This is a genomic window from Streptomyces sp. NPDC007875 (assembly GCF_042868035.1).
Taxonomy (GTDB): Bacteria; Actinomycetota; Actinomycetes; order Streptomycetales; family Streptomycetaceae; genus Streptomyces; species Streptomyces antimycoticus.
Map to the genome: position 1 here is coordinate 160,344 of NZ_JBIADZ010000020.1, position 18,728 is coordinate 179,071.

At 68.4% G+C, this 18,728-nt stretch carries 14 protein-coding genes and 3 pseudogenes; 9 read left to right on the plus strand and 8 right to left on the minus strand.

The features are described from left to right. Nucleotides 1–182: 182 nt before the first annotated feature. From ACFYOY_RS33830 to ACFYOY_RS33865, 8 genes and pseudogenes are all read right to left on the minus strand, one after another. A pseudogene (locus ACFYOY_RS33830) lies at nucleotides 183–608 on the minus strand (transposase family protein); the annotation flags it as partial. Between the two features lie 151 nt (nucleotides 609–759). Next, nucleotides 760–2,715, minus strand: a complete 1,956-nt coding sequence (gene acs / locus ACFYOY_RS33835) for an acetate--CoA ligase (RefSeq protein WP_351905762.1) — start codon at nucleotides 2,713–2,715, stop codon at nucleotides 760–762. Nucleotides 2,716–3,266: 551 nt separating this feature from the next. Further along, nucleotides 3,267–3,656: a VOC family protein gene (locus tag ACFYOY_RS33840; RefSeq protein WP_351905765.1), complete on the minus strand. Its 390-nt coding sequence runs from the start codon at nucleotides 3,654–3,656 to the stop codon at nucleotides 3,267–3,269. After that, a complete protein-coding gene (locus ACFYOY_RS33845; RefSeq protein WP_351905768.1) occupies nucleotides 3,653–4,153 on the minus strand; it encodes a flavin reductase family protein in 501 nt (166 codons plus the stop codon). The genes ACFYOY_RS33840 and ACFYOY_RS33845 overlap by 4 nt, the downstream gene beginning before the upstream one ends. Nucleotides 4,154–5,300: 1,147 nt before the next feature. Then, nucleotides 5,301–5,759: a carboxymuconolactone decarboxylase family protein gene (locus ACFYOY_RS33850; protein ID WP_351905771.1), complete on the minus strand. Its 459-nt coding sequence runs from the start codon at nucleotides 5,757–5,759 to the stop codon at nucleotides 5,301–5,303. A 123-nt stretch (nucleotides 5,760–5,882) separates the two neighbouring features. Next, nucleotides 5,883–6,950, minus strand: coding sequence for an NADP-dependent oxidoreductase (locus ACFYOY_RS33855; RefSeq protein WP_388591291.1), 1,068 nt, complete (start codon nucleotides 6,948–6,950; stop codon nucleotides 5,883–5,885). Nucleotides 6,951–7,132: 182 nt separating this feature from the next. Continuing rightward, entirely contained in the window at nucleotides 7,133–7,525 is a 393-nt protein-coding gene (locus tag ACFYOY_RS33860) for a nuclear transport factor 2 family protein (protein WP_388591341.1), read from the minus strand. A 93-nt stretch (nucleotides 7,526–7,618) separates the two neighbouring features. Beyond that, nucleotides 7,619–8,257 carry an HD domain-containing protein gene (locus ACFYOY_RS33865; protein ID WP_388591293.1) on the minus strand — a complete coding sequence of 213 codons (639 nt, stop codon included), beginning with the start codon at nucleotides 8,255–8,257 and terminating at the stop codon, nucleotides 7,619–7,621. Between the two features lie 137 nt (nucleotides 8,258–8,394). On the opposite strand from ACFYOY_RS33865, the gene ACFYOY_RS33870 reads away from it, so the two are divergent. The 9 genes and pseudogenes from ACFYOY_RS33870 to ACFYOY_RS33910 all read left to right on the plus strand — a co-directional run bounded on the left by ACFYOY_RS33870 (nucleotide 8,395) and on the right by ACFYOY_RS33910 (nucleotide 18,471). Next, nucleotides 8,395–9,372 carry a GlxA family transcriptional regulator gene (locus ACFYOY_RS33870; RefSeq protein WP_388591295.1) on the plus strand — a complete coding sequence of 326 codons (978 nt, stop codon included), beginning with the start codon at nucleotides 8,395–8,397 and terminating at the stop codon, nucleotides 9,370–9,372. A gap of 195 nt (nucleotides 9,373–9,567) precedes the next feature. Continuing rightward, a complete protein-coding gene (locus tag ACFYOY_RS33875) occupies nucleotides 9,568–9,972 on the plus strand; it encodes an integrase core domain-containing protein (protein WP_388591297.1) in 405 nt (134 codons plus the stop codon). Nucleotides 9,973–10,067: 95 nt separating this feature from the next. Beyond that, nucleotides 10,068–10,963: pseudogene (locus ACFYOY_RS33880) on the plus strand (integrase core domain-containing protein); the annotation flags it as partial. A gap of 23 nt (nucleotides 10,964–10,986) precedes the next feature. Beyond that, nucleotides 10,987–12,073 (plus strand): annotated as a pseudogene (locus ACFYOY_RS33885) (integrase); the annotation flags it as partial. A gap of 428 nt (nucleotides 12,074–12,501) precedes the next feature. Then, on the plus strand, nucleotides 12,502–13,845 hold the full coding sequence (locus tag ACFYOY_RS33890; RefSeq protein WP_351905786.1) for an MFS transporter: 1,344 nt from the start codon (nucleotides 12,502–12,504) through the stop codon (nucleotides 13,843–13,845). Further along, a complete protein-coding gene (locus ACFYOY_RS33895; RefSeq protein WP_388591299.1) occupies nucleotides 13,842–14,618 on the plus strand; it encodes an aspartate/glutamate racemase family protein in 777 nt (258 codons plus the stop codon). The genes ACFYOY_RS33890 and ACFYOY_RS33895 overlap by 4 nt, the downstream gene beginning before the upstream one ends. A gap of 108 nt (nucleotides 14,619–14,726) precedes the next feature. Next, nucleotides 14,727–15,896: a hypothetical protein gene (locus ACFYOY_RS33900; protein ID WP_351905792.1), complete on the plus strand. Its 1,170-nt coding sequence runs from the start codon at nucleotides 14,727–14,729 to the stop codon at nucleotides 15,894–15,896. Continuing rightward, nucleotides 15,893–16,999 (plus strand): DUF917 domain-containing protein, encoded by a 1,107-nt coding sequence (locus tag ACFYOY_RS33905; RefSeq protein ID WP_351905795.1) that lies wholly within the window; start codon nucleotides 15,893–15,895, stop codon nucleotides 16,997–16,999. The genes ACFYOY_RS33900 and ACFYOY_RS33905 overlap by 4 nt, the downstream gene beginning before the upstream one ends. Further along, nucleotides 16,996–18,471: a helix-turn-helix domain-containing protein gene (locus ACFYOY_RS33910; protein WP_351905798.1), complete on the plus strand. Its 1,476-nt coding sequence runs from the start codon at nucleotides 16,996–16,998 to the stop codon at nucleotides 18,469–18,471. Before ACFYOY_RS33905 ends, ACFYOY_RS33910 begins: the two co-directional genes overlap by 4 nt. Nucleotides 18,472–18,728: the final 257 nt, after the last annotated feature.

Sequence of the window (18,728 nt, forward strand, 5' to 3'; positions counted from 1 at the left end):
TCCGACCTTTCCTCATCGCCTACTGACGAATCTTCCCGCACCTGCCAATCCAAGCCGGCTATCACAAGGGGGCTCAGGAACGCGTATCCGTCGCTGTACTGCCCTCGAGCCGAGGAGGCCGCAGGGATCCGGTTTCGGGACGAGAGCACAGGTTCCATCGTGATTGCCATGTCCGTCCGTCGCGGTGGCCGGCGTTGGATCTCGGTGGCATCCAGCCGCAGCTCGATGCCTTCGGTCCGGGCGTAGGCGAACACGTCGGCCATAGTCCGTAATCGCAAGTCGGGGCGGCCGGGGACTGCGCACCCCCGCTCGGCCAGAAGCGTACGTATCTCTGCGATCGCACGGGTGATGGTGGAGCGGTCGCCGCCGAACAGCAGCCCCAGTACCGAGTGCGGCAGGTCGTGCCGCAGATGGATCAGCGTGGCCACCAGCCGGTCGACGAAGACCAGCTGGTGGCGGGCGCCGGCTCCCGCGGCCCGCCTTCTGGCCCCACCTCGTGCAGCATGACGGCGACCCTCGACCCCGGCTTGCCACGGCACCGCCAGCTCCTCGACCAGACACGCAAGATGACGCCGAGAGATCCCCGTGAACAGCCGGTGCGCCAGCATCGCCCGATCGCCACAGACGGATCATGCCACCGGCCAGGTACGACGCCTCACCCGCTATCACGCACCAACTCGCTATATCGGCGGGCTCCGCCATACGTTCACGGAGGACACCTGGCGCGGTCGCCGGGTGCCCTCCGGACGCGTTCCTCGCTCAGTCTTCGCTCGGCGCCGCCGGGAGCTTCGCCTGGATGAGGTCCATGACGGTCGAGTCGGTCAGCGTGGTGACATCACCGAGCTGGCGGTTCTCGGCGACGTCCCGCAGCAGCCGGCGCATGATCTTGCCGGAGCGGGTCTTCGGCAGCTCGGCCACCGGCAGGATCCGCTTCGGCTTGGCGATCGGGCCGAGGGTGGCGCCGACGTGGTTGCGCAGGTCGGCGACCAGGTCTTCTGTCTCGGCGGCCGTACTGCGCAGGATCACGAAGGCGACGATAGCCTGCCCGGTCGTTTCGTCCGTTGCGCCGACGACGGCCGCCTCGGCGACCGAAGGGTGCGACGCCAGCGCCGACTCCACCTCCGTGGTGGAGATGTTGTGCCCAGACACCACCATGACGTCGTCGACCCGGCCCAGCAGCCAGATGTCCCCGTCGTCATCCTTCTTCGCCCCGTCACCGGCGAAGTACTTGCCCTCGAACCGCGACCAGTACGTGTCCAGGAACCGCTGGTCGTCGCCCCAGATGGTGCGCAGCATCGACGGCCACGGCTCGGTCAGCACAAGGTAGCCGCTATCACCGTCGGGCACCTCGTTGCCTTTGTCGTCGACGACGGTCGCGGAAATGCCGGGCAGCGGGTTCTGCGCGGAGCCGGGCTTGGTCTCGGTGACGCCCGGCAGCGGCGAGATCATCATTGCGCCGGTTTCGGTCTGCCACCAGGTGTCGAGGACCGGGGTGCGGTCGGCGCCGATGTTCTTGCGGTACCAGATCCACGCCTCGGGGTTGATCGGCTCACCTGCGGAACCCAGCAGCCGCAGGCTGCCGAGGTCGAACTTCGCGGGGATGTCGTCGCCCCACTTCATGAACGTACGGATCGCGGTCGGCGCCGTGTACAGGATCGTCACGCCGTACTTCTGCACGATCTCCCAGAACCGGCCCTGGTGCGGTGCGTCCGGCGTGCCCTCGTACATGACCTGCGTCGCGGCGTTCGCCAGCGGCCCGTACACGCCATACGAGTGCCCGGTCACCCAGCCGACGTCGGCGGTGCACCAGTAAACGTCCGTCTCCGGCTTGAGGTCGAAGACGGAGTGGTGGGTATATGCGGTCTGGGTGAGGTAGCCGCCGGACGTGTGCAGGATGCCCTTCGGCTTACCCGTCGTCCCGGACGTGTACAGGATGAACAGCGGGTGCTCCGCCTCGAACGCCTCAGGCGTGTGCTCGGCGCTCTGCCGCTCGACGATCTCGTGCCACCACACGTCGCGGCTGTCGTCCCAGGCCACGTCCTGACCGGTGCGCCGGACGACGAGTACATGCTCGACGTTCTCCACGCGCGCCACCGCGTCGTCCACGGACGGCTTGAGCGCAGTCGGCTTGCCGCGTCGGTAGCCGCCGTCGGAAGTGATGACGACCTTGGCGTCCGCGTCCTGGATCCGGGTGGCGATAGCATCCGCCGAGAAGCCGCCGAAGACGACGGAGTGCGCCGCGCCAATACGCGCGCAGGCCAGCATCGCGACCGCCGTCTCCGGGATCATCGGCATGTAGACCGCGACCCGGTCGCCCTTCTGGACACCCAGCTCCAGCAGGGCGTTGGCGGCCTTGCAGACCTCGTCCTTGAGCTCGGCGTAGGTGATCGCGCGGCTGTCGCCGGGCTCGCCCTCGAAGTGGATGGCGACCCGGTCGCCGTGTCCGGCCTTCACATGCCGGTCCACGCAGTTGTACGCGACGTTGAGCTCGCCGTCCTTGAACCACTTCGCGAACGGCGCGTTCGACCAGTCCAGCGTCTCGGTAGGCTCTTTGGCCCAGGTCAGCCGGCGGGCCTGCTCGGCCCAGAAGCCGAGCCTGTCAGCCTTGGCCTGTTCATACGCCTCCGCGGTGACGTTGGCGCCTGCGGCCAGGTCGGCGGGGGGTGCGAACCTGCGCTCTTCCTTGAGTTTGGCGATTGACGGATGCTCGTTCACTTTATGGCTCTCCCGACATGCAGACAACAATTATCCCGTATGACTAGGCCAACTTGCCCTCCCGTAATGAGGGAGGGTGTTCGGCCTCTAGTAGGGCGTGATCTTCTTGCTGCTTGGGGCAGCGCGTATCCGCGCAAGCCCGGAGTTGAATCAATAGTTCCTAGCCGTGGCCACGGACCCGACACCCCTTTCTGCCCTATACGCTTCACGCGATTTTGTTCCGTTGCGCCTCGACGAGGTGAGAGTTCCGAGCCATCCGAGAAAGAGTGCCGCTGGCGTGGAAAACAATCCTGCGTTGTAATAGTTGCAATAGGGGTACCAGTTGAGGTCCAGTGTCGGCCATAGCGAACTCTCAGTCCCTGAGACGGCCGGTGAGCCAATCGTGAACAGGGGACACAGTGCCAGCCCTCCATAGACCGACCAGAGAAGCACTCTGCGATTGAACCTCGGCCAGAAGAAGGTGTAGATCAGCGCAGGGAAGATGCATGAGGACGAAATGCTGAGCGCGTTGGGCTTCGCACGCTCGGGCCCCCGGGACCGGAACTGACCGCCTACCGCGGCCCGTAGATCACCACGGTGTTGCCCCATGGGTCTCGAGCCACGGCCCGAACCTCGTGGGCGCCCTGCTCCGGTTCCCGAACAATGGCCCCGCCGCCCTGGACGAGGGCGCCGAGCACGGAGTTCACATTGGGAACCTTGAATGATGCGGCGGGCATGCCGCCCGTAACGTCCTCGGTCGGGCCGGCCAGGGCCAAGGTTGTGCCGCCAGCGTCGAGTGCGGCGTAGCGGTCGCCATCAACGAACTTCATAGCGAATCCGAACGTTTCGATGTAGAAGCGCATAGCGGCGTCGACGTCGGCTACCGGGCGCAGCACGCTCCCGATCTTCACGGGATCATTCACCGGGCCGAGCGGAGGGTCGCACTGCCCGGTGTACTTCATGTAGCACTCTTCCCAAGGCGGAGGAAGTCGCCCTTGTACCGTGTCACCGGCTCGCCGCTGCCTATCTGTGCGCCGTGGACCCGGCCGATAAGAATTACGTGATCTCCGCCGGGCACAGCCTGCTCCAGCTCGCAGCGGATGACCGCTGCTGCGTCGGGCAGGGCCGGGTAGCCGCCCTCGTCAGACTCGAAGGTTCCGCGGGCGAACTTGTCCGCGCCCTTCGTGGCGAACTTCTTCGCCAACTTCGCATGTGCGGGCGTAACGATGTTCACGACGAACTGCTCAGCCGCTATGAAAGCAGCGAAGCGGTCCGCTCCCTGGCCCAGACACACGAGAACAAGCGGCGGATCCAGCGACAACGCCGCGAAGGAGCTCGCGGTGAATACGTGCAACGTGCCCCCGGCACTGCGAGTCGTCACGATTGTCACGCCTGAGGGGAAGCGGGACAGCGCCGAGCGGAAGGCAGCTGCGTCCACCCCTTGCAGTTGCTCAGTCATTTCACACCTCGCGGGCAGCTTGGGAGGCAGGGGCGTTGCAGGTGTTCACGAGGATGAAGGCCATACCGACCTACCCTTCCGTCGAATGTTATTCGGCAATAACGTATGGGGTGGGCCCGAGCGAGGTCAAGGCCCGAGAGTGAGGCCAGATTCGTTAGCGGTCAGTAACCAACTGAAGGGTCCGCTCCTCTCGGTCACGCGTGCAGGGCGCGAGGAGTGGCGGACAATCTGCGTTAACACGTCGATATCGATCAAGGCAAGGGAGATGTCGCTCCACGTGGGCGGGTTGAGAGTTGAGTGCCTGACCTCGCCTGATATCGCGGACGTTGCGACGAAGTGTGGGCACGGCGGTCTAGCCGCTGGGCGTGATGGAGCAGCGGGGGAGCGCATCTGCCGCTGACCGGCGACAGCGATCATGCCTATCGGCTATGTCTCCTTGTTGCCAAGCGGAGCAGAGTCAAGGGGTCGCAGGTTCAAACCCTGTCGTCCCAACCAGCGTTTTCGCAGGTCGGAGGCCGTTTTTCCAGAGATGAGAAGGCGGCCTTCTTCGTGTTGTGCGGGGTGGTGGTCGCATGGTGGTCGCATGCGCGCCTTGGGGTGTGGAGGCGCTGGGTGAACTGGCGGCTGGGGCGGTGGAGTAGGGCAGTGTGAGGCGTGTCCGGGGCCTGTTCGGGTGGTCGCGGTGTGGTCGCAGCCAGGCTGGCCAGTGTGCCCGCGGGGACGCGCGGGCCGACCCGCGTTGCCGTACTCGTGCGCGAGGCAATCACACGATGGAGGAGCTGAGTTGGACCGCCCAACAACCGACACTGAAGGCTGCAGCACAGGGGCCTCCTGATGCTCTATGGATTCAACACCCACGAGCTGTTCAGGAGGCCCCGTCTCCATGCTCTCGCCCGACCAGGATCACCTCACCGGGAACCACGTTCGACTACCACTGCTCAAGATCGGACGGAACCGGCGCGGCCTGGCCGCCCTGTTCTGGTCCAACGTCAGCCCATACGGCACCTTCCGCCTCGACATGGACAAGCAGCTCGACCCCCTGACCGTTCCTGCGCGTACGCCGTCGGACGCCTCCGCGCCCGTGTGGGCCGGGGCAGACGGTGGAGGCTTCGGCAGCCCGTATCCCGCCGGTTTGTCACCGTCGAGGTCAGTTGCCGACGGGGTACCGGCTGGTGATCGCGACCCGGTTGAAGGCGTTCATCACGGTTGCCAGCCAGGCGACCGCGGAGACCTGGTCTGCGGTGAGTACGGCCGCGGCGGCGTTGAAGTCCTCGTCACTGACGTGTCCGTCCGGCACCCGTGTGATCGCCTCGGTCAGGCGGAGGGCGGCGCGGTCGGTCTCGGAGAAGTAGCCGGTCTCTGCCCAGGCGGGCAGCACGGCGATCCGGTCCGGGTTTTCGCCCTTCTTGAGGGCGTCGCGGGTGTGCATGCGCAGGCAGAACGCGCATCCGTTGATCTGCGAAGTGCGGATCCTCAGCAGCTCGACCAGGAGAGGGTCGAGGCCCGCTGCGGCGGCGGCCTCTTCCACCTGTGACGACAGGGCGATGAGCGTCTTGTAGGCGGCCGGGTGCTGCATGCCGATGTTGACGCGCTGGGGGTCGGTCATGATTCCTTCGATTCCTTCGTGTGGCCTGCGCCGCGCACTTCGCGTGGCTCGGGGTGGTGGTCGGGTGTATTGCGCCAGGGGTCGAGTGGTGGGCGGGGCGGTCCGCCCACTGCGTGCCCCGTGCTACGACGCCGGGTCGTCGACCTTGAGCTTTTCTCCGGTGTTGGAGACGAAGACGACCAAGAGCCTGGCCGTTTGGTCGGACTGGTGTTCTCGGTGAACACGTGGTGGGCACCCGGCGGCTCGACTCAGTTGTCGCCCTGGTGGTAGGTGCGAACGGGCTTGCCGGCGAGCTGGCTGCGCACGGTGCCTTCCAGGACGTAGGCGTAGAGGAACGCCTGGCCGTGCCGGTGCGGCATCGCGCGTGCGTTGGGCGGGAAGTCGACGATCACCGAGATGAACGCCTTGCCCTTCACATTCGGAAGGGCCTGCTGGAGCAGCGAAGATTGCCCGCCCGTCCTTGGGCTGGACCTTGGGCGGCATGACGATGGTGACCAGCGTGCCACCGGGGCGGACCAGGGCGGCCGAGCGGTCGAGGATGTCGCCGCCGATCACGTCGAACACGACGTCGGCCTCGCCGGCGTCCTCCAGCTTCTCGGTCTGCAGGTCGATGAAGGTGTCGACGCCAATTGCGAGTGCCCTGTCCCGGTCGGAGGCCCGGCCGGTGCCGATGACGCGGGCGCCGGCCTCGCGGGCGAGCTGTACCGCGATCGAGCCGACGCCGCCCGCGGCGCCACGGATCAGGACGGTCTGGCCTGTGGTGAGGCGACCGTGGTCGAACAGGCCCTGCCAGGCGGTCAGCCCGGAGATCGGCAGCGCGGCGGCCACGGTGTGGTCGATGTCCGCAGGCAGCGGGGCGATGTTGCGGGCCTCCACCGCGGTGTACTCGGCGAGCGTGCCGTTACGGGTCCAGTCGGCCAGGCCGAACACCCGCTGTCCGACGCTCAGGCCGGTGGTGCCGTACCCCAGCTCTACGACGACACCGGACAGCTCGTGCCCGCGCACGCTCGGCGTCCGGTCGCGACCGGCACGATCGGTCCACGTGGCGGGCCAGTCCAGCTCGCCACGGGTGAACCCGGCGGCGTGCACCCGCACGATGACGTCGTTCTCGGCCGCACGAGGGTAAGGCATGTCTGTCAGGGGCATCCCGGCAAGACCGGCGTTACGGTCTCGCACAGTGACGGCTTGCATATCGTCCTTACTTGGGGAGGCGCGACCCGAGCGCACAGCCCGTTCGCGCGCAAGGCCCATAGCGGCTGCAGGCGGATGTATGCCGTGCCGCATGATCGATCTAACCTGCTGTGGCGTCTTCCTTCGTCGCCCGTTTTCCGTTCTCACCAGGGAGACGAGGTAGCCCCTTCGGGTGTGACAGCTCAGACGCGCACGAGTTTGTCGGGATTGAGGACCCTGCGGTATGCGGTGATCCGGCCGTCTGTGATCTGGATCGTGTCGACGGAGTAGACCCGGCCTTCCCGGCGGAACACGAGGGCGAGCTCGCCGCCGACCTCGGTGAAGTCGATGCGGTCCGGGTGCCACTGGCGCCCCGTACGCACCATGACCTCGGCGACGCGCTCGCCGCCGTGGATGAGCTTGCGTGCCGCGGGGACCTTGCCGCCGCCGTCGGTGACATAGACGGCGTCCGGGTGCAGGAGCCTGACCAGGCCGGCCAGGTCTCCGGCCTCGTAGGCGGCGCGGAAGACGGTGAGGAGGCGTTCGCGCGCGGCGACGGTGCGCTTGCTGTGGCCATCACCACCACATTTGCGCAGGCCAGCACGGCGAAGGTCGCACCTCGCCCGAGACGACGCCCGTCGCGAGGGCCACTCACACGTCTCATCACGTTGCCTTTTATGGCGCCTTGATCAGCTCGGCCAGGGGGCGCCCATGATGCGCTCGACCGTGGTTGTGCGCTGGAAGCCGGGAATGAAATGCTCCAGCACATCCGAATTCACGGTTCCGTTCGTGGTCTCCGGGCGGTGCTTGAGTCCCTCGACGAAGGCCTGCAAAAACTCGTTCTTGAAGTCACCCCGCGGATGGACGGCGGTGATCTCGTCCACCTGGCTGCGATCCAGCTCATCCAGGCCCAAGCCGAGCGCGTCGGTCAGAACCCCAAAATTCGTGATGGCGATCTCCGGGCCCATCCGCCCGGGAATTCCCGGGGTCGTGTGCAGCGCGATCGCCGTCCACACCACGTCGGCGGCCGTGGCCGGGAAACCGCGATCGAGCATGAACTTACGTGCGTGGTCGGCTCCATCGACCTCGAAGCGCTGCTCTATGTCGGAAAACGGCGTCAGGAGGCCGGTGTCATGAAACATGGCGGACAGGTAGAGAAGCTCCGGGTCGGGCTCCAAGCCGAGCCTGTGAGCATGAATGACGCCGAAGACGAAAACGCGCCGGGAGTGGTGGTAGATGAGGGGGTTGGTCATCTCCTGCATGAGGCGGGTTGCTTCGGCGACCGCCGCCGTTTCAGGGATCTCTACCCCCGCGATGATCTCGCTCATGACCTCTGCTCCTTCTGATATCAGTGTGTTACGAATGAACGGTGCATCCGTCTTCCACACTGCCAACCACCCGGCGCCCGGCGCTCCCTCGGTCCGGCCATGAGTCACCCGAATCCGGACAGGCGGGCAGCGGGATTGTGGGCTCTGCCACACATCGGGTTGCGATCCTCGCCTATGACGGGGTCAAACTCCTGGACATCGTCGGCCCCGCGGAGGTATTCGGGGAAGCGAACCGGCTCGGTGCCGACTACAAGATCGTGCTGGTGTCACCGACCGGTGCCGATGTCACCTCGTCCATCGGTATCCGGATCGCGGTCGACGCCGCCGCCAAGGAGCCTGCTCCTGACACGTTCCTGGTGGCCGGCGCTGACCTCTACCCGCGCACACCTGTGCCCCGTGATCTGATCGAGGCCACGCGAACGCTGGCGGGCCGGGCCAACCGGGTCGCGTCCATCTGCACCGGAGCATTCATCCTCGGCGCCGCCGGCCTCCTGGACGGCAAGCGCGCGACCACGCACTGGAAGGTCGCCCATGAGCTCGCCGCCCGCTGCCGGGCCAGCCGCGTCGAACCCGACGCGATCTACGTCCGTGACGGCACCACCTATACCTCGGCGGGCGTGACCGCCGGCATCGACCTGGCACTGGCACTCGTCGAGGAGGATCACGGACCTGATCTAACCCGCGATGTCGCCCGCGCCCTGGTGGTCTATTTGCAGCGTTCGGGCGGCCAGTCACAGTTCTCCGCCCCACTGCAAGGACCGCCGCCCCGATCTCCGGCCCTCCGCAGAATCACCGACTTGGTCACGGCGAATCCTGGGGGAAACCACTCACTCGGCGAACTCGCCAAGCACCTCAATGTGAGCCCTCGGCATCTCACGCGGCTTTTTCGCGACGAGCTGTCCACCACGCCAGCCCGGTACGTGGAAATGATCCGGTTCGACATGGCCAAAGCTCTACTCGACCAAGGTCATACTGCGACGCAGACGGCACCCCTTGCCGGATTCCCGAATTACGAGAGTATGCGGAGAGTTTTCGTTAGAGAATTGTCACTCAGCCCCGCCGCCTATCAGCGCCGCTTCAGCACAGCGCGCCGAGCCAACACGGAGGAGCAGTAAGGCGAAATTATCACTGCACGGACACCGATGCGTTACAGGCCCTCCTGGCCTGCGACTTCTTTGAGACGGTCACTGTCCGGCGCGCGAATGTACATACTCGTGGTGATCCAACACAGTAGTCGCCGCATCCGGATCCTTGGCGCCACCGCACACCCGACCGCATCCTGGGTAACACAAGCGGCGAAGAACCTGGTCATGGACCTCGAAGACGTCGACTGCCGGGCACGATTCATGACCCGAGATAGGGACGGGAAGTTCCCCGCCCTGTTCGATGGCGTCCTCGCGGACGCGGGGATCACAGTCGTTCTCAGCGGCATCCAGATGCCGAGAATGAACTCGCTCATCGAACGGTGGGTACAGACCTGCAGACGTGAGCTCCTGGACCGGACCTTGATCTGGAACCAGCGCCACCTCCTGCACGCCCTGCACAAGTACGGGCAGTTCTACAACGCCCGCCGACCCCACCAGGGCATCGCCAGCGCCCGACCGCTGCACCCACTGCCCACACCGATCAACGATCGGGACAAGTTGAGCCGTCTGGACGTACGCCGCCACGACCACCTCGGCGGCATCCTCCACGAATACCAACATGCAGCATGACCTGCACGGATGAAGTATTCGGCAGGGACAGCCTCAGCGGCGTCCTCCACGAGTACCACCACGCCGCATGACCTGCACGGACGTACTTCCCGGCACCTACAACGCTATTGGCTTGGCACCGCAAACTCGTCGCCCACCGCTGGGACTACTCCCGACAATGCCGCGGTCCCGGACGGCCGCCCACGCAGGCCGCCGTCAAGGACCTCGTACTGCGCCTTGCCCGCGAGAACAGCCAATGGGGCCACCGCCGGATTCAAGGTGAACTTGCCCGGCTCGGACATCCGATCGCCGCCTCGACCGTCTGGCAGATCCTCCACACCGCAGGAATCGACCCTGCACCACGCCGCACCGGCCCAACCTGGCGCGCGTTCCTCTCAGCGCAGGCCACCAGTCTGATCGCCTGCGACTTCCTCCACATCGACACCATCAGCCTGCAACGCCTGTACCCCTGATCTTCCTTGAGCACCACACCCGGCGCCTGCACATCGGCGGCGTCACCGCACACCCGACCGCGGCCTGGACCACCCAGCAAGCCCGCAACCTCGCCACCGACCTCGGCAGACGCATGGACTCACTGCGCTTCCTCATCCGAGACCGCGACAGCAAGTACACCGACGCCTTCAACGCCGTATTCCAAGCCGAGGACATCGAGATCATCAAGACGCCGGTCCGCGCACCGAAAGCCAACGCCCACTGCGAACGAGTGATCGGCACCCTCCGCCGAGAAGCCCTCGACCACATACTCATCCTCGACGAAGCTCACGCCCGCCATGTCCTGGCCGAATACCAGAGGCACTACAACGCACACCGCCCCCACCGAGCCCGACACCAACTACCTCCCCAGGCCCACCAACAACCACCTCCGGTCCTGAAACCAGCCAGCCGACGAGTGCCCGTGCCGAGAATGTCATCCGCCCTGGTCGGAGGCCTGCACCTGGACTGGCGGTCGTCAGCCTCGTCGCTCGAGTCGGTGCTCTCGCGTAGCCGGTAGTCGACGCGTCATGATGATCGACCGTGCTGCTGCGACTGGCCTACCTGGCCGTGACCAACGCGTTCGCCCTGCTGCGTCTGCTGCCGATGAGCGACCGGGACAAGGACGCGGAGATCCTGGCCCTGCGCCATCAGATCACGGTCCTGGAACACCAACTCGGCAAGAAAAAGCCCGGTTCAGCCCGAGCGACCAGGTGTTCCTAACGGCGCTGCTGCGCCTGATGCCGTTGCCCGCCTTGCGACGTGTGCGACTGCTCGTACGTCCTGACATGCTGCTGCGCTCGCATCGCGATCTCGTCAGGCGTCGTCATGCCGCCTTATCGCGGCCCAAGCGACCCGGTCGGCCTCGTACGGTGGGCTCCATCCGGATTCTGGTACTGCGTCTGGCGAGGGAGAATCCGGACTGGGCTACAGACGTCTGCACAGCGAACTGCTCGTGCTGGGAGTGAAGGTGGCCGCCTCGATCGTCTGGAAGATCCTGAAGGATGCCGGCGTCGAACCAGCGCCCGGCCGGAGCTCCAGCACGTGGGCCGGCTTCCTGCGCTCCCAAGCCAACGCCCTCCTGGCCTGCGATTTCTTTGAGAGGGTCACCTTGTCCGGCGCGCGGTGTACGTACTGGCGGTGATCGAGCACAGCAGCCGTCGCATCCGGATCCTGGGTGCCACCTCACACCCGACCATCTCCTGGGTGGCGCAGACGGCGAAGAACCTGGCCATGGACCTCGATGATGTCGGCTGCCAGGCGCGGTTCCTGATCAGTGACCGCGATGGGAAGTTCCCCGCCTTGTTCGATGCTGTCCTTACTGATGCGGGGATTGCATTGTTCTCAGCGGTGTTCGGATGCCGAGAATGAACTCGGTCATGGAGCGGTGGGTGCAGACTTGCTGGCGCGAACTGCTGGACCGGACATTGATCTGGAACCAGCGGCACCTGCTCCATGCACTCGGGAGTCCGAGCAGTTCTACAACGTTCACCGGCCCCACCAGAGCTTCGCGAACGCCCGGCCACTGCACCCGTTACCCGCACCGATCACCGATCCGGGCCAAATCGCTGGCCTCGACATACGAAGACGCGATCGCCTCGGCGGCATCCTCCATGAATACCGGCATGCCGTGCATGACCTGCACGGATGGGATTTTCGGCAAGCGCAGGGACCAGTCCCGCCCGGCCCGGTCGAAGCGGGGGAGCGCGGCCAGTACCACCTGAGACGCGTGTCGCCGAGCCGGGACCGGGCGCACGCCAAAGCGACTGCGATCGTGACCGTCGCCGCTGAGGTCGCGCCCATCGTGCTCGATGCGCCGGCGCGACGGACGCACACCGCGGCGCAGCGGGAACCCGGCTGGCCCGAGGGCTTCACGGGGCCGAGCGCCGGAAGTGGGCGGTCCGGAAGGGGGCGGTCCAGAAGCGGCCTAGATGCTGCGGCCCGCACATTTCCACGCCGCGAACTGTTCACCGCGCACAATGCCTCCCGCGCGGCGCTGCCTACAGTCCCCGACTCATCGGGTACCCGATCCCGTCCAGCCCTTAATGGAGGTGTTCGATGAGCACCGATGATGCTGTGCAGTCCCGTCCCGCTCCGTCGGCGACGCCGACGCTGCCCGTCGGCGCGGCCTTCGCCGACATGACCCTCGGCGCCTCCCACGTCAAGATCGGCATCGCGCTGTTCGTGGCGTTCGCCATCGAGTCCTGGGAGATGCTCACCCTCACCTATGTGTCCGCCGACATTGAGCGCGACCTGGGCATCAGCACCTCCCAGCTGGGCCTGGTGATCTCGGCGCTCTTCCTCGGCATGATCCCCGGCGCGCTGGTCTGGGGGTCGATCGCCGACCGGATCGGGCGGCGGCGGACCTGCATGTACAGCTTCGCCGGCTACGGAGTGCTCACACTGGCCGGCAGCATGATGCCCAACTACGAACTGCTGATGACCACCCGGCTGCTGTCGGGATTCGCCTTCGCCGGTGTCTTCACGATCACCTTCCCGTACTTCGAGGAGATGCTTCCGGTGCGCAACCGGGGCCGTGCGGCGGTGTTCCTGGCCTCCGGCTGGCCGTTCGGTGTGCTGTGTGCCGTCGGCACCGCGGCGCTGGTCGGCGCTCACGGCTGGCGCTGGGTGGTGGCCGTCAGCGCGGGCGCCAGCCTGTGGATGCTGGTGGTACGCCGCTGGGTGCCCGAGTCGCCGTACTGGCTGGCCCAGCAGGGGCGCTCCGACGAGGCCCATGAAGTGCTCGCCCGGCTCGGCGTCACCGGCCTGGACCGCCGCGCCACCCTCACGGTGCCGGACCTGCGGCCCGGGTCGCTCACGACGATGCTGCGCGGCTCCCTGAAGCGCGTCACTATCATCCAGACCACCGTCAACTTCCTCTTCTCCTGGGGCTACTGGGGCCTGCAGACCTGGCTGCCGACGCTGCTCGCCGACCGTGGACTCTCACCCTCCTCCAGCCTCGGATTCGTCGCCATCAGCGCCGTGTTCATGATCCCGGGCTACGTCAGCGCCTCCGTGCTCACCGGACGGTTCGGGCGCAAGAAGGTCTTCATCGTCTACGTGGCCGCGGCCGCGCTGGGCGGCTTCTACTTTGCGAGCGCGGGCTCCCTGACCGAGTTGTACGCGGGCAGCTTCCTGCTGTCGTTCTTCAGCCTCGGCGCCTGGGGCGTGTGGGACACCTGGATGGGCGAGCTGTATCCGTCACCCGTTCGGGGCATGGGGTACAGCCTGGGCGTCTTCGGGCAGCGCGCCGCCAACACCGTCGCCCCCAGCCTGGTGGGCTTCCTGCTCGCCCACGCCGGCGGCTTTTCGACCACCGTTGTCTTCATCGATCTGTTCCTGGTGGCGACCGCCCTGCTCGGGCTGACGCTGCCGGAGACCGAAGGAAAGGAACTCCAGTGAGCCGCATCCTCTGGGTCAACCCGCTGTGCACCGACGCCTACGACAAGGCGCTGGCCGAATCCTTCTCCGACACCGTCGGCCCGGAGACGTCCGTCGACGTCGTCTCCTTCGACCGTCCCGGACCCACACACCTGGAGTACAGCAGCTACGAGGCGCTGGTCGCCCCCGACCTGCTGGGTACCGTGCGCTGGGCCGAGGAGAGCGGGTACGACGCGCTCGTCGTCGGCTGCTTCTACGACCCCTTCCTGCGGGCCGCCCGCGAGATCGCGAACCGCATGGTCGTCACCGCCCCGGCCGAGGCCGCCCTGAAGGTCGCCTCCACCGTCGGGGAGAAGTTCTCCGTGCTCGTCGGACGCCGCAAGTGGATCCCGGAGATGACGGAGAACGTCCACAAGTACGGTCTCACCGATCGGCTCGCCTCGTTCCGGGTGCTGGGCATGGGCGTGAATGACTTCCAGACCGACCCCGCGGTCACCGAGCGGCGGATCCTGGAGGAGGCCGCCGCCGCGGTCACCAACGACGGAGCGGACGTGGTCGTGCTGGGCTGCACCATCGAGTTCGGCTTCTACCGCGAGGTCCAGGAACGCATCGGCGTGCCGGTCGTCGACGCCACCGTCGCGCCGCTGAAGTACGCCGAGTTCCTCGCCGATCTCGCCGGCCGCTTCGGCTGGAGGCACAGCAGCCTGGTCGGCTACGAAGGACCGGAACAGGCCGACATCGAACGGTTCATCCCCGCTTTGGCCTCCTCGCGGGTGATCTCGGTCACTCACTGATCGAAGAGGCCCGGATCACGTGGCATGCTGCGGCCGGAGGTTGCATTGCGCATTGGTGCACGGCTGAGCGGTCGCGGGGTCCGGGCCGTCCTCGTAGACGAAGGTCAGGTGCTCGCCCGGAGCACCGGCGAAGGAGCCCGCGCGCCCGGCAGCGTGGTCCGTGAACTCAGCGGGCTGGCTCCGGCCCCCGTGCGGTCGGTGACCTTCGACATCAGTGATCCACTGCTGGACGCCGCCCGCCGGGACGCCGCCCCCGTCTCCGTGCTGCGGGTGCTGCCGCGTCCCGCGCACACGGCTGCGTTGGCCGGTCACCCCTCGCCCACCCTGCGGTCGTTCGTCGCGCACCGGGCCGCTGTCCGCGGCGGCCACGACCTGTTCGGTACGGCCCTGGCGCCGCTGGACCTGCCCGCCGCCGTCGAGGCCGCGCACCGGGCCCGGGAACTCGGCCTCGGCGCGGTCGCGGTGATCGCCACCGGAGCGGTGGGGGCTGCCGGCCATGAGCGGGCGGTCGCCGAAGCGGTCCTGGAGGCAGTCCCCGAACTGCGCGTCTGCCTCTCCCACGAAGTCGGCGGAGTCGGCTTGCTGATGCGCGAGACGGCCGCCGTGTTCAACGCCGTACTGCTGCCCGCCGCCAGACGGCTCGTGGACCGCTGCCGCCGTGCCGCCGGCTCCGTACCCTGCTGGTTCGCCACGAGCGACGGCGGCCGGGTCTCGGCCGAGCGGCTGCGCGCGCTGCCCGTGCTCGGTCTTGAGGCGAAGTGGGCCATGACTCTGCTGGGCGCGGCCGCGCTGCACGGACACCACACCGCGGCCATCGTCGCCCGCAGCGACGAGGTGTGCACCATCGGCGAGGTGCGCGACGGGCTGCCGCAGGTGGCCGCGGATCTCCCCGGCAGCCTCGGCGTGCGGCTCGCAGCGCCGCAGCCGGTCCTCACTCTCGTCGGCCGTGAGACCTTCGCCGCCCACCGGTCCCGCTGGCTGCCCGGCTCGCCCGAGATCCCCGCGGTCTTCACGGACGGTGACGAGGACCCCGCCACGGTCGGCGCCGCCTGTTGCCCGCCGACCGCCTGGCTCGACAGTGTGGTGCACGCCGACACCACCGACGACATGCGTCGACGGCAGCGCGACACCGAGGAGCGGGCCCGCGGCATGCTCGCCCTGAGCGGCGCCGCCCCCGGCTCGGAGCGGATCGCCGAATCGACCGCCACGGCCCTGTCGTACGTACGCGCCGGAACGTACCGGCTGCGGGTGCGCGCCACCGCCCGGGCCGCCACATGAGCGAGGTGACGATCGAGGACTTGCCGGCGCTCGCGGCCGGCGCCCACCTCCTGGTGTCCGGTGCCGGACAGGCCGACATCGAAGGAGTGCTGCACTGGGTGTCCGCGCTGCTGGCCCAGCACGGTCCGGTCCCCCTGGTCCGGCCGGACGACGTCCCCGAGGACACCGTCTGCGCCGCGGTCGGACTGGTCGGCTCGGTGACCGCGCAGGCCGAACTGCCCATGGCCGGGGACGAACCGGAGCGCGCCGTACGAGCGTTGGAGGCCCGGCTCGGTACGCAACTGGGAGCCGTGACCGTCCTGGACGCCGCCACCGTCAACGCACTGCTGCCGGTGGCCGCCGCGGCCCTGCTCGGGCTGCCCCTGGTCGACTGCGACGGGATGGGCCGCGTCTTCCCGCTCATCCACCAGACTTCGTACGCCTTGGCCGGGGTGCCCCTCACCCCGCTGGCGGCCGTCGGTGCCACTGGCGACACGGTGGTGCTGGACGCGACCGACGAACGCGCCGAACGCCTGCTGCGGGCGGCGGTCAACGTCTCCGGCGGCTGGCTGTTCACCGCGTTGTACCCCACCACCACGGGGACCCTGCCCCGGGCCGGGATCGTCGGGGCGGTCAGCCGCGCCCTGGCGGTGGGCCGGGCCCTGCTGGACGCCGCCGACGTCGACGACATCGCCGTACGGCTGGCGGCGCAGACCGCCAGCCGGGTGCTCGGTACCGGCCGAGTCGTCGACCTGGAGCACCGCACCCGGCCCGCGGACGCGCACTACCCGGCCCACCCGTCGAGCATCGTGGTACGCACCCATGCCCCACCGGTGCGTTCCATCCGGCTGGAGGCACAGAACGAGTTGCTGCTCGCCCTTGTGGACGGCGCCCTCGCGGCGGCCGTCCCGGACGTCATCTGTCTGATCGACCCGCACGACGGCTCCGTCATCGACATAGAAGCCGTGACGGTCGGCCGTGAGGTCCAGGTCGTGACGGTGCCGGCCGCACCCGTGTGGCACACCCCGCAGGGGCTCGCGCTGGTCGGCCCGCGCGCATTCGGCTTCCCGATCCGCCACCCGCGGGAAGGACGCGTCCGCCACCCAGGGGAGGCCCGCAGTTGAACCGCCCGCGCCTGCCGGAAGTCCTCACCGTCGCCGAACTGGCCCACCACGGCCCGCTCGGCCGGGCCCGGATGCTCGCGGCCGCCCAACCGGACGGGCCGGTGCACCACGTCGCTCTGGTGTCCGACCTCGAACAGGTGGGCGGTTGTCGGCCGCATACCGCGCTCGTCCTGCACATGCCCGCCGCGCAGGGCGGCTGGGCTCTGGAGTCGGCGCTGCGCACCGCCTGGGAGCGAGGTGCCGCTTGCGTCATCGGCCCGGCCGAGGCCACCGTGAACCGTTCCGCCGTGGCGCTCGCAGAGCGGCTCCGCATCCCGCTGTTCATGGTCGACGAGGACCCGGCCCAGTACGCCCTCGACCTGGCCGCGGCGGTGGCGGCGCCCGGCGCGGCACGCGCCCAGCTCGCGGCCCGCTGTGCGGCGGCCATCAGCGAGCAGTCCAGTCTCCGAGGCATCGTCGGCGTGATCAACACGGAACTCCCGGGCGCCACCGTCGCCCTGGTCGGCGAGGACGGACGGCTGCTGGCGGGCAGGTCCGCCGCGGTCGACGGCGACGTGTCCGTCCCCGTGCCCGACGTGGACGGCAGGCCGTGGGCGCGGCTGGTGGCCCGGCTGGGAGCGCCCTCGGCCTCCGCCGAGGAGACCGTCACCACCATCCTGCGGCTCGCCCGGACGCAGCTCGCCGCCAACGCCGCCCGGCCCAGGCTGTCGCTGGCACGCCGTGGCGCCCAGGAGCGACTGCTCCTGGACGCCCTGCTGACCGACGAGCCGGGCAACGAGGCCGAGCGGCAGGCGCAGGAGCTGGGCTGGCACCTGGCGCAGAAGGTGATCGCCGTCTTCGTGCGCCCCGCCCTGGGAGCGCCGGAGGTCGCGCCCGAAGTCGCCACGGCCGGCGTACTGGCCGGGTGGTACGAGGAGTTCGGCGACCAGCCCCTGGTACCGCATCAGGACGGATGGGTCAGCTGGTTCGGCGACACCGACGCCCGACGCGTGTGCGCGGTGCTGCGCCGGCGGCTGCCGAAGGTGCGCTGCGCGCTGGCGTTGAACGCGGGCCTGGGCGAGCCGGGAGACCTGCGTGGCTCGCTGCACGAGGCCGCTCTCGCCGCATCGGTGGGCGTCCGCGGCCGACCGGGAACCGTGGAGTACTTCGGCGCGCTCGGTCCCCGCGTGGTCCTGGCCTCACTCCCCCAGGAACAACTGGGCTCGGCCGCCCGTTCCGTGCTGTCCGGGCTGCTGTCCGCGCCTGACGGCGACGTGCTGGTCCAGACGCTGGGCGCGGTGCTCGACTGCGGGGGGTCCACGACCCGGGCGGCGGCACGGCTGGGGGTGCACCGGAACACCGTGTCGGGCCGGCTGGAGCGGGTCCGGGCCCGCGGGGTGGATTTCGACGATCCGGAGCACCGGCTGGCCATTCACGTCGCCTGTTTCACGCTGGCGGGGACCGGCGACGCGGGACGGGACGCGGAGGCCTGACGAGAGGTGCCACCGGCGCCGGCGGTCCGCCGCTCGTTTCCGGGCACCGTGCGTCCCGGCGAACCGCCCATGTACCGCGCGGCACGCCGGCCGAGCCTGTTGGTCGGCAGATCCGCTGGTGACCCACTGAGGGGGCAGTCCGCACAGATCGGGGGTGGGGGGGGGGGGGGGGGCCCCCGGCCCCCCCCCCCCCCCCCCCGCCCCCCCCCCCCCCCCCCCCCCGCCCCCCCCCCCCCCCCCCCCCCCCCCCCCCCCCG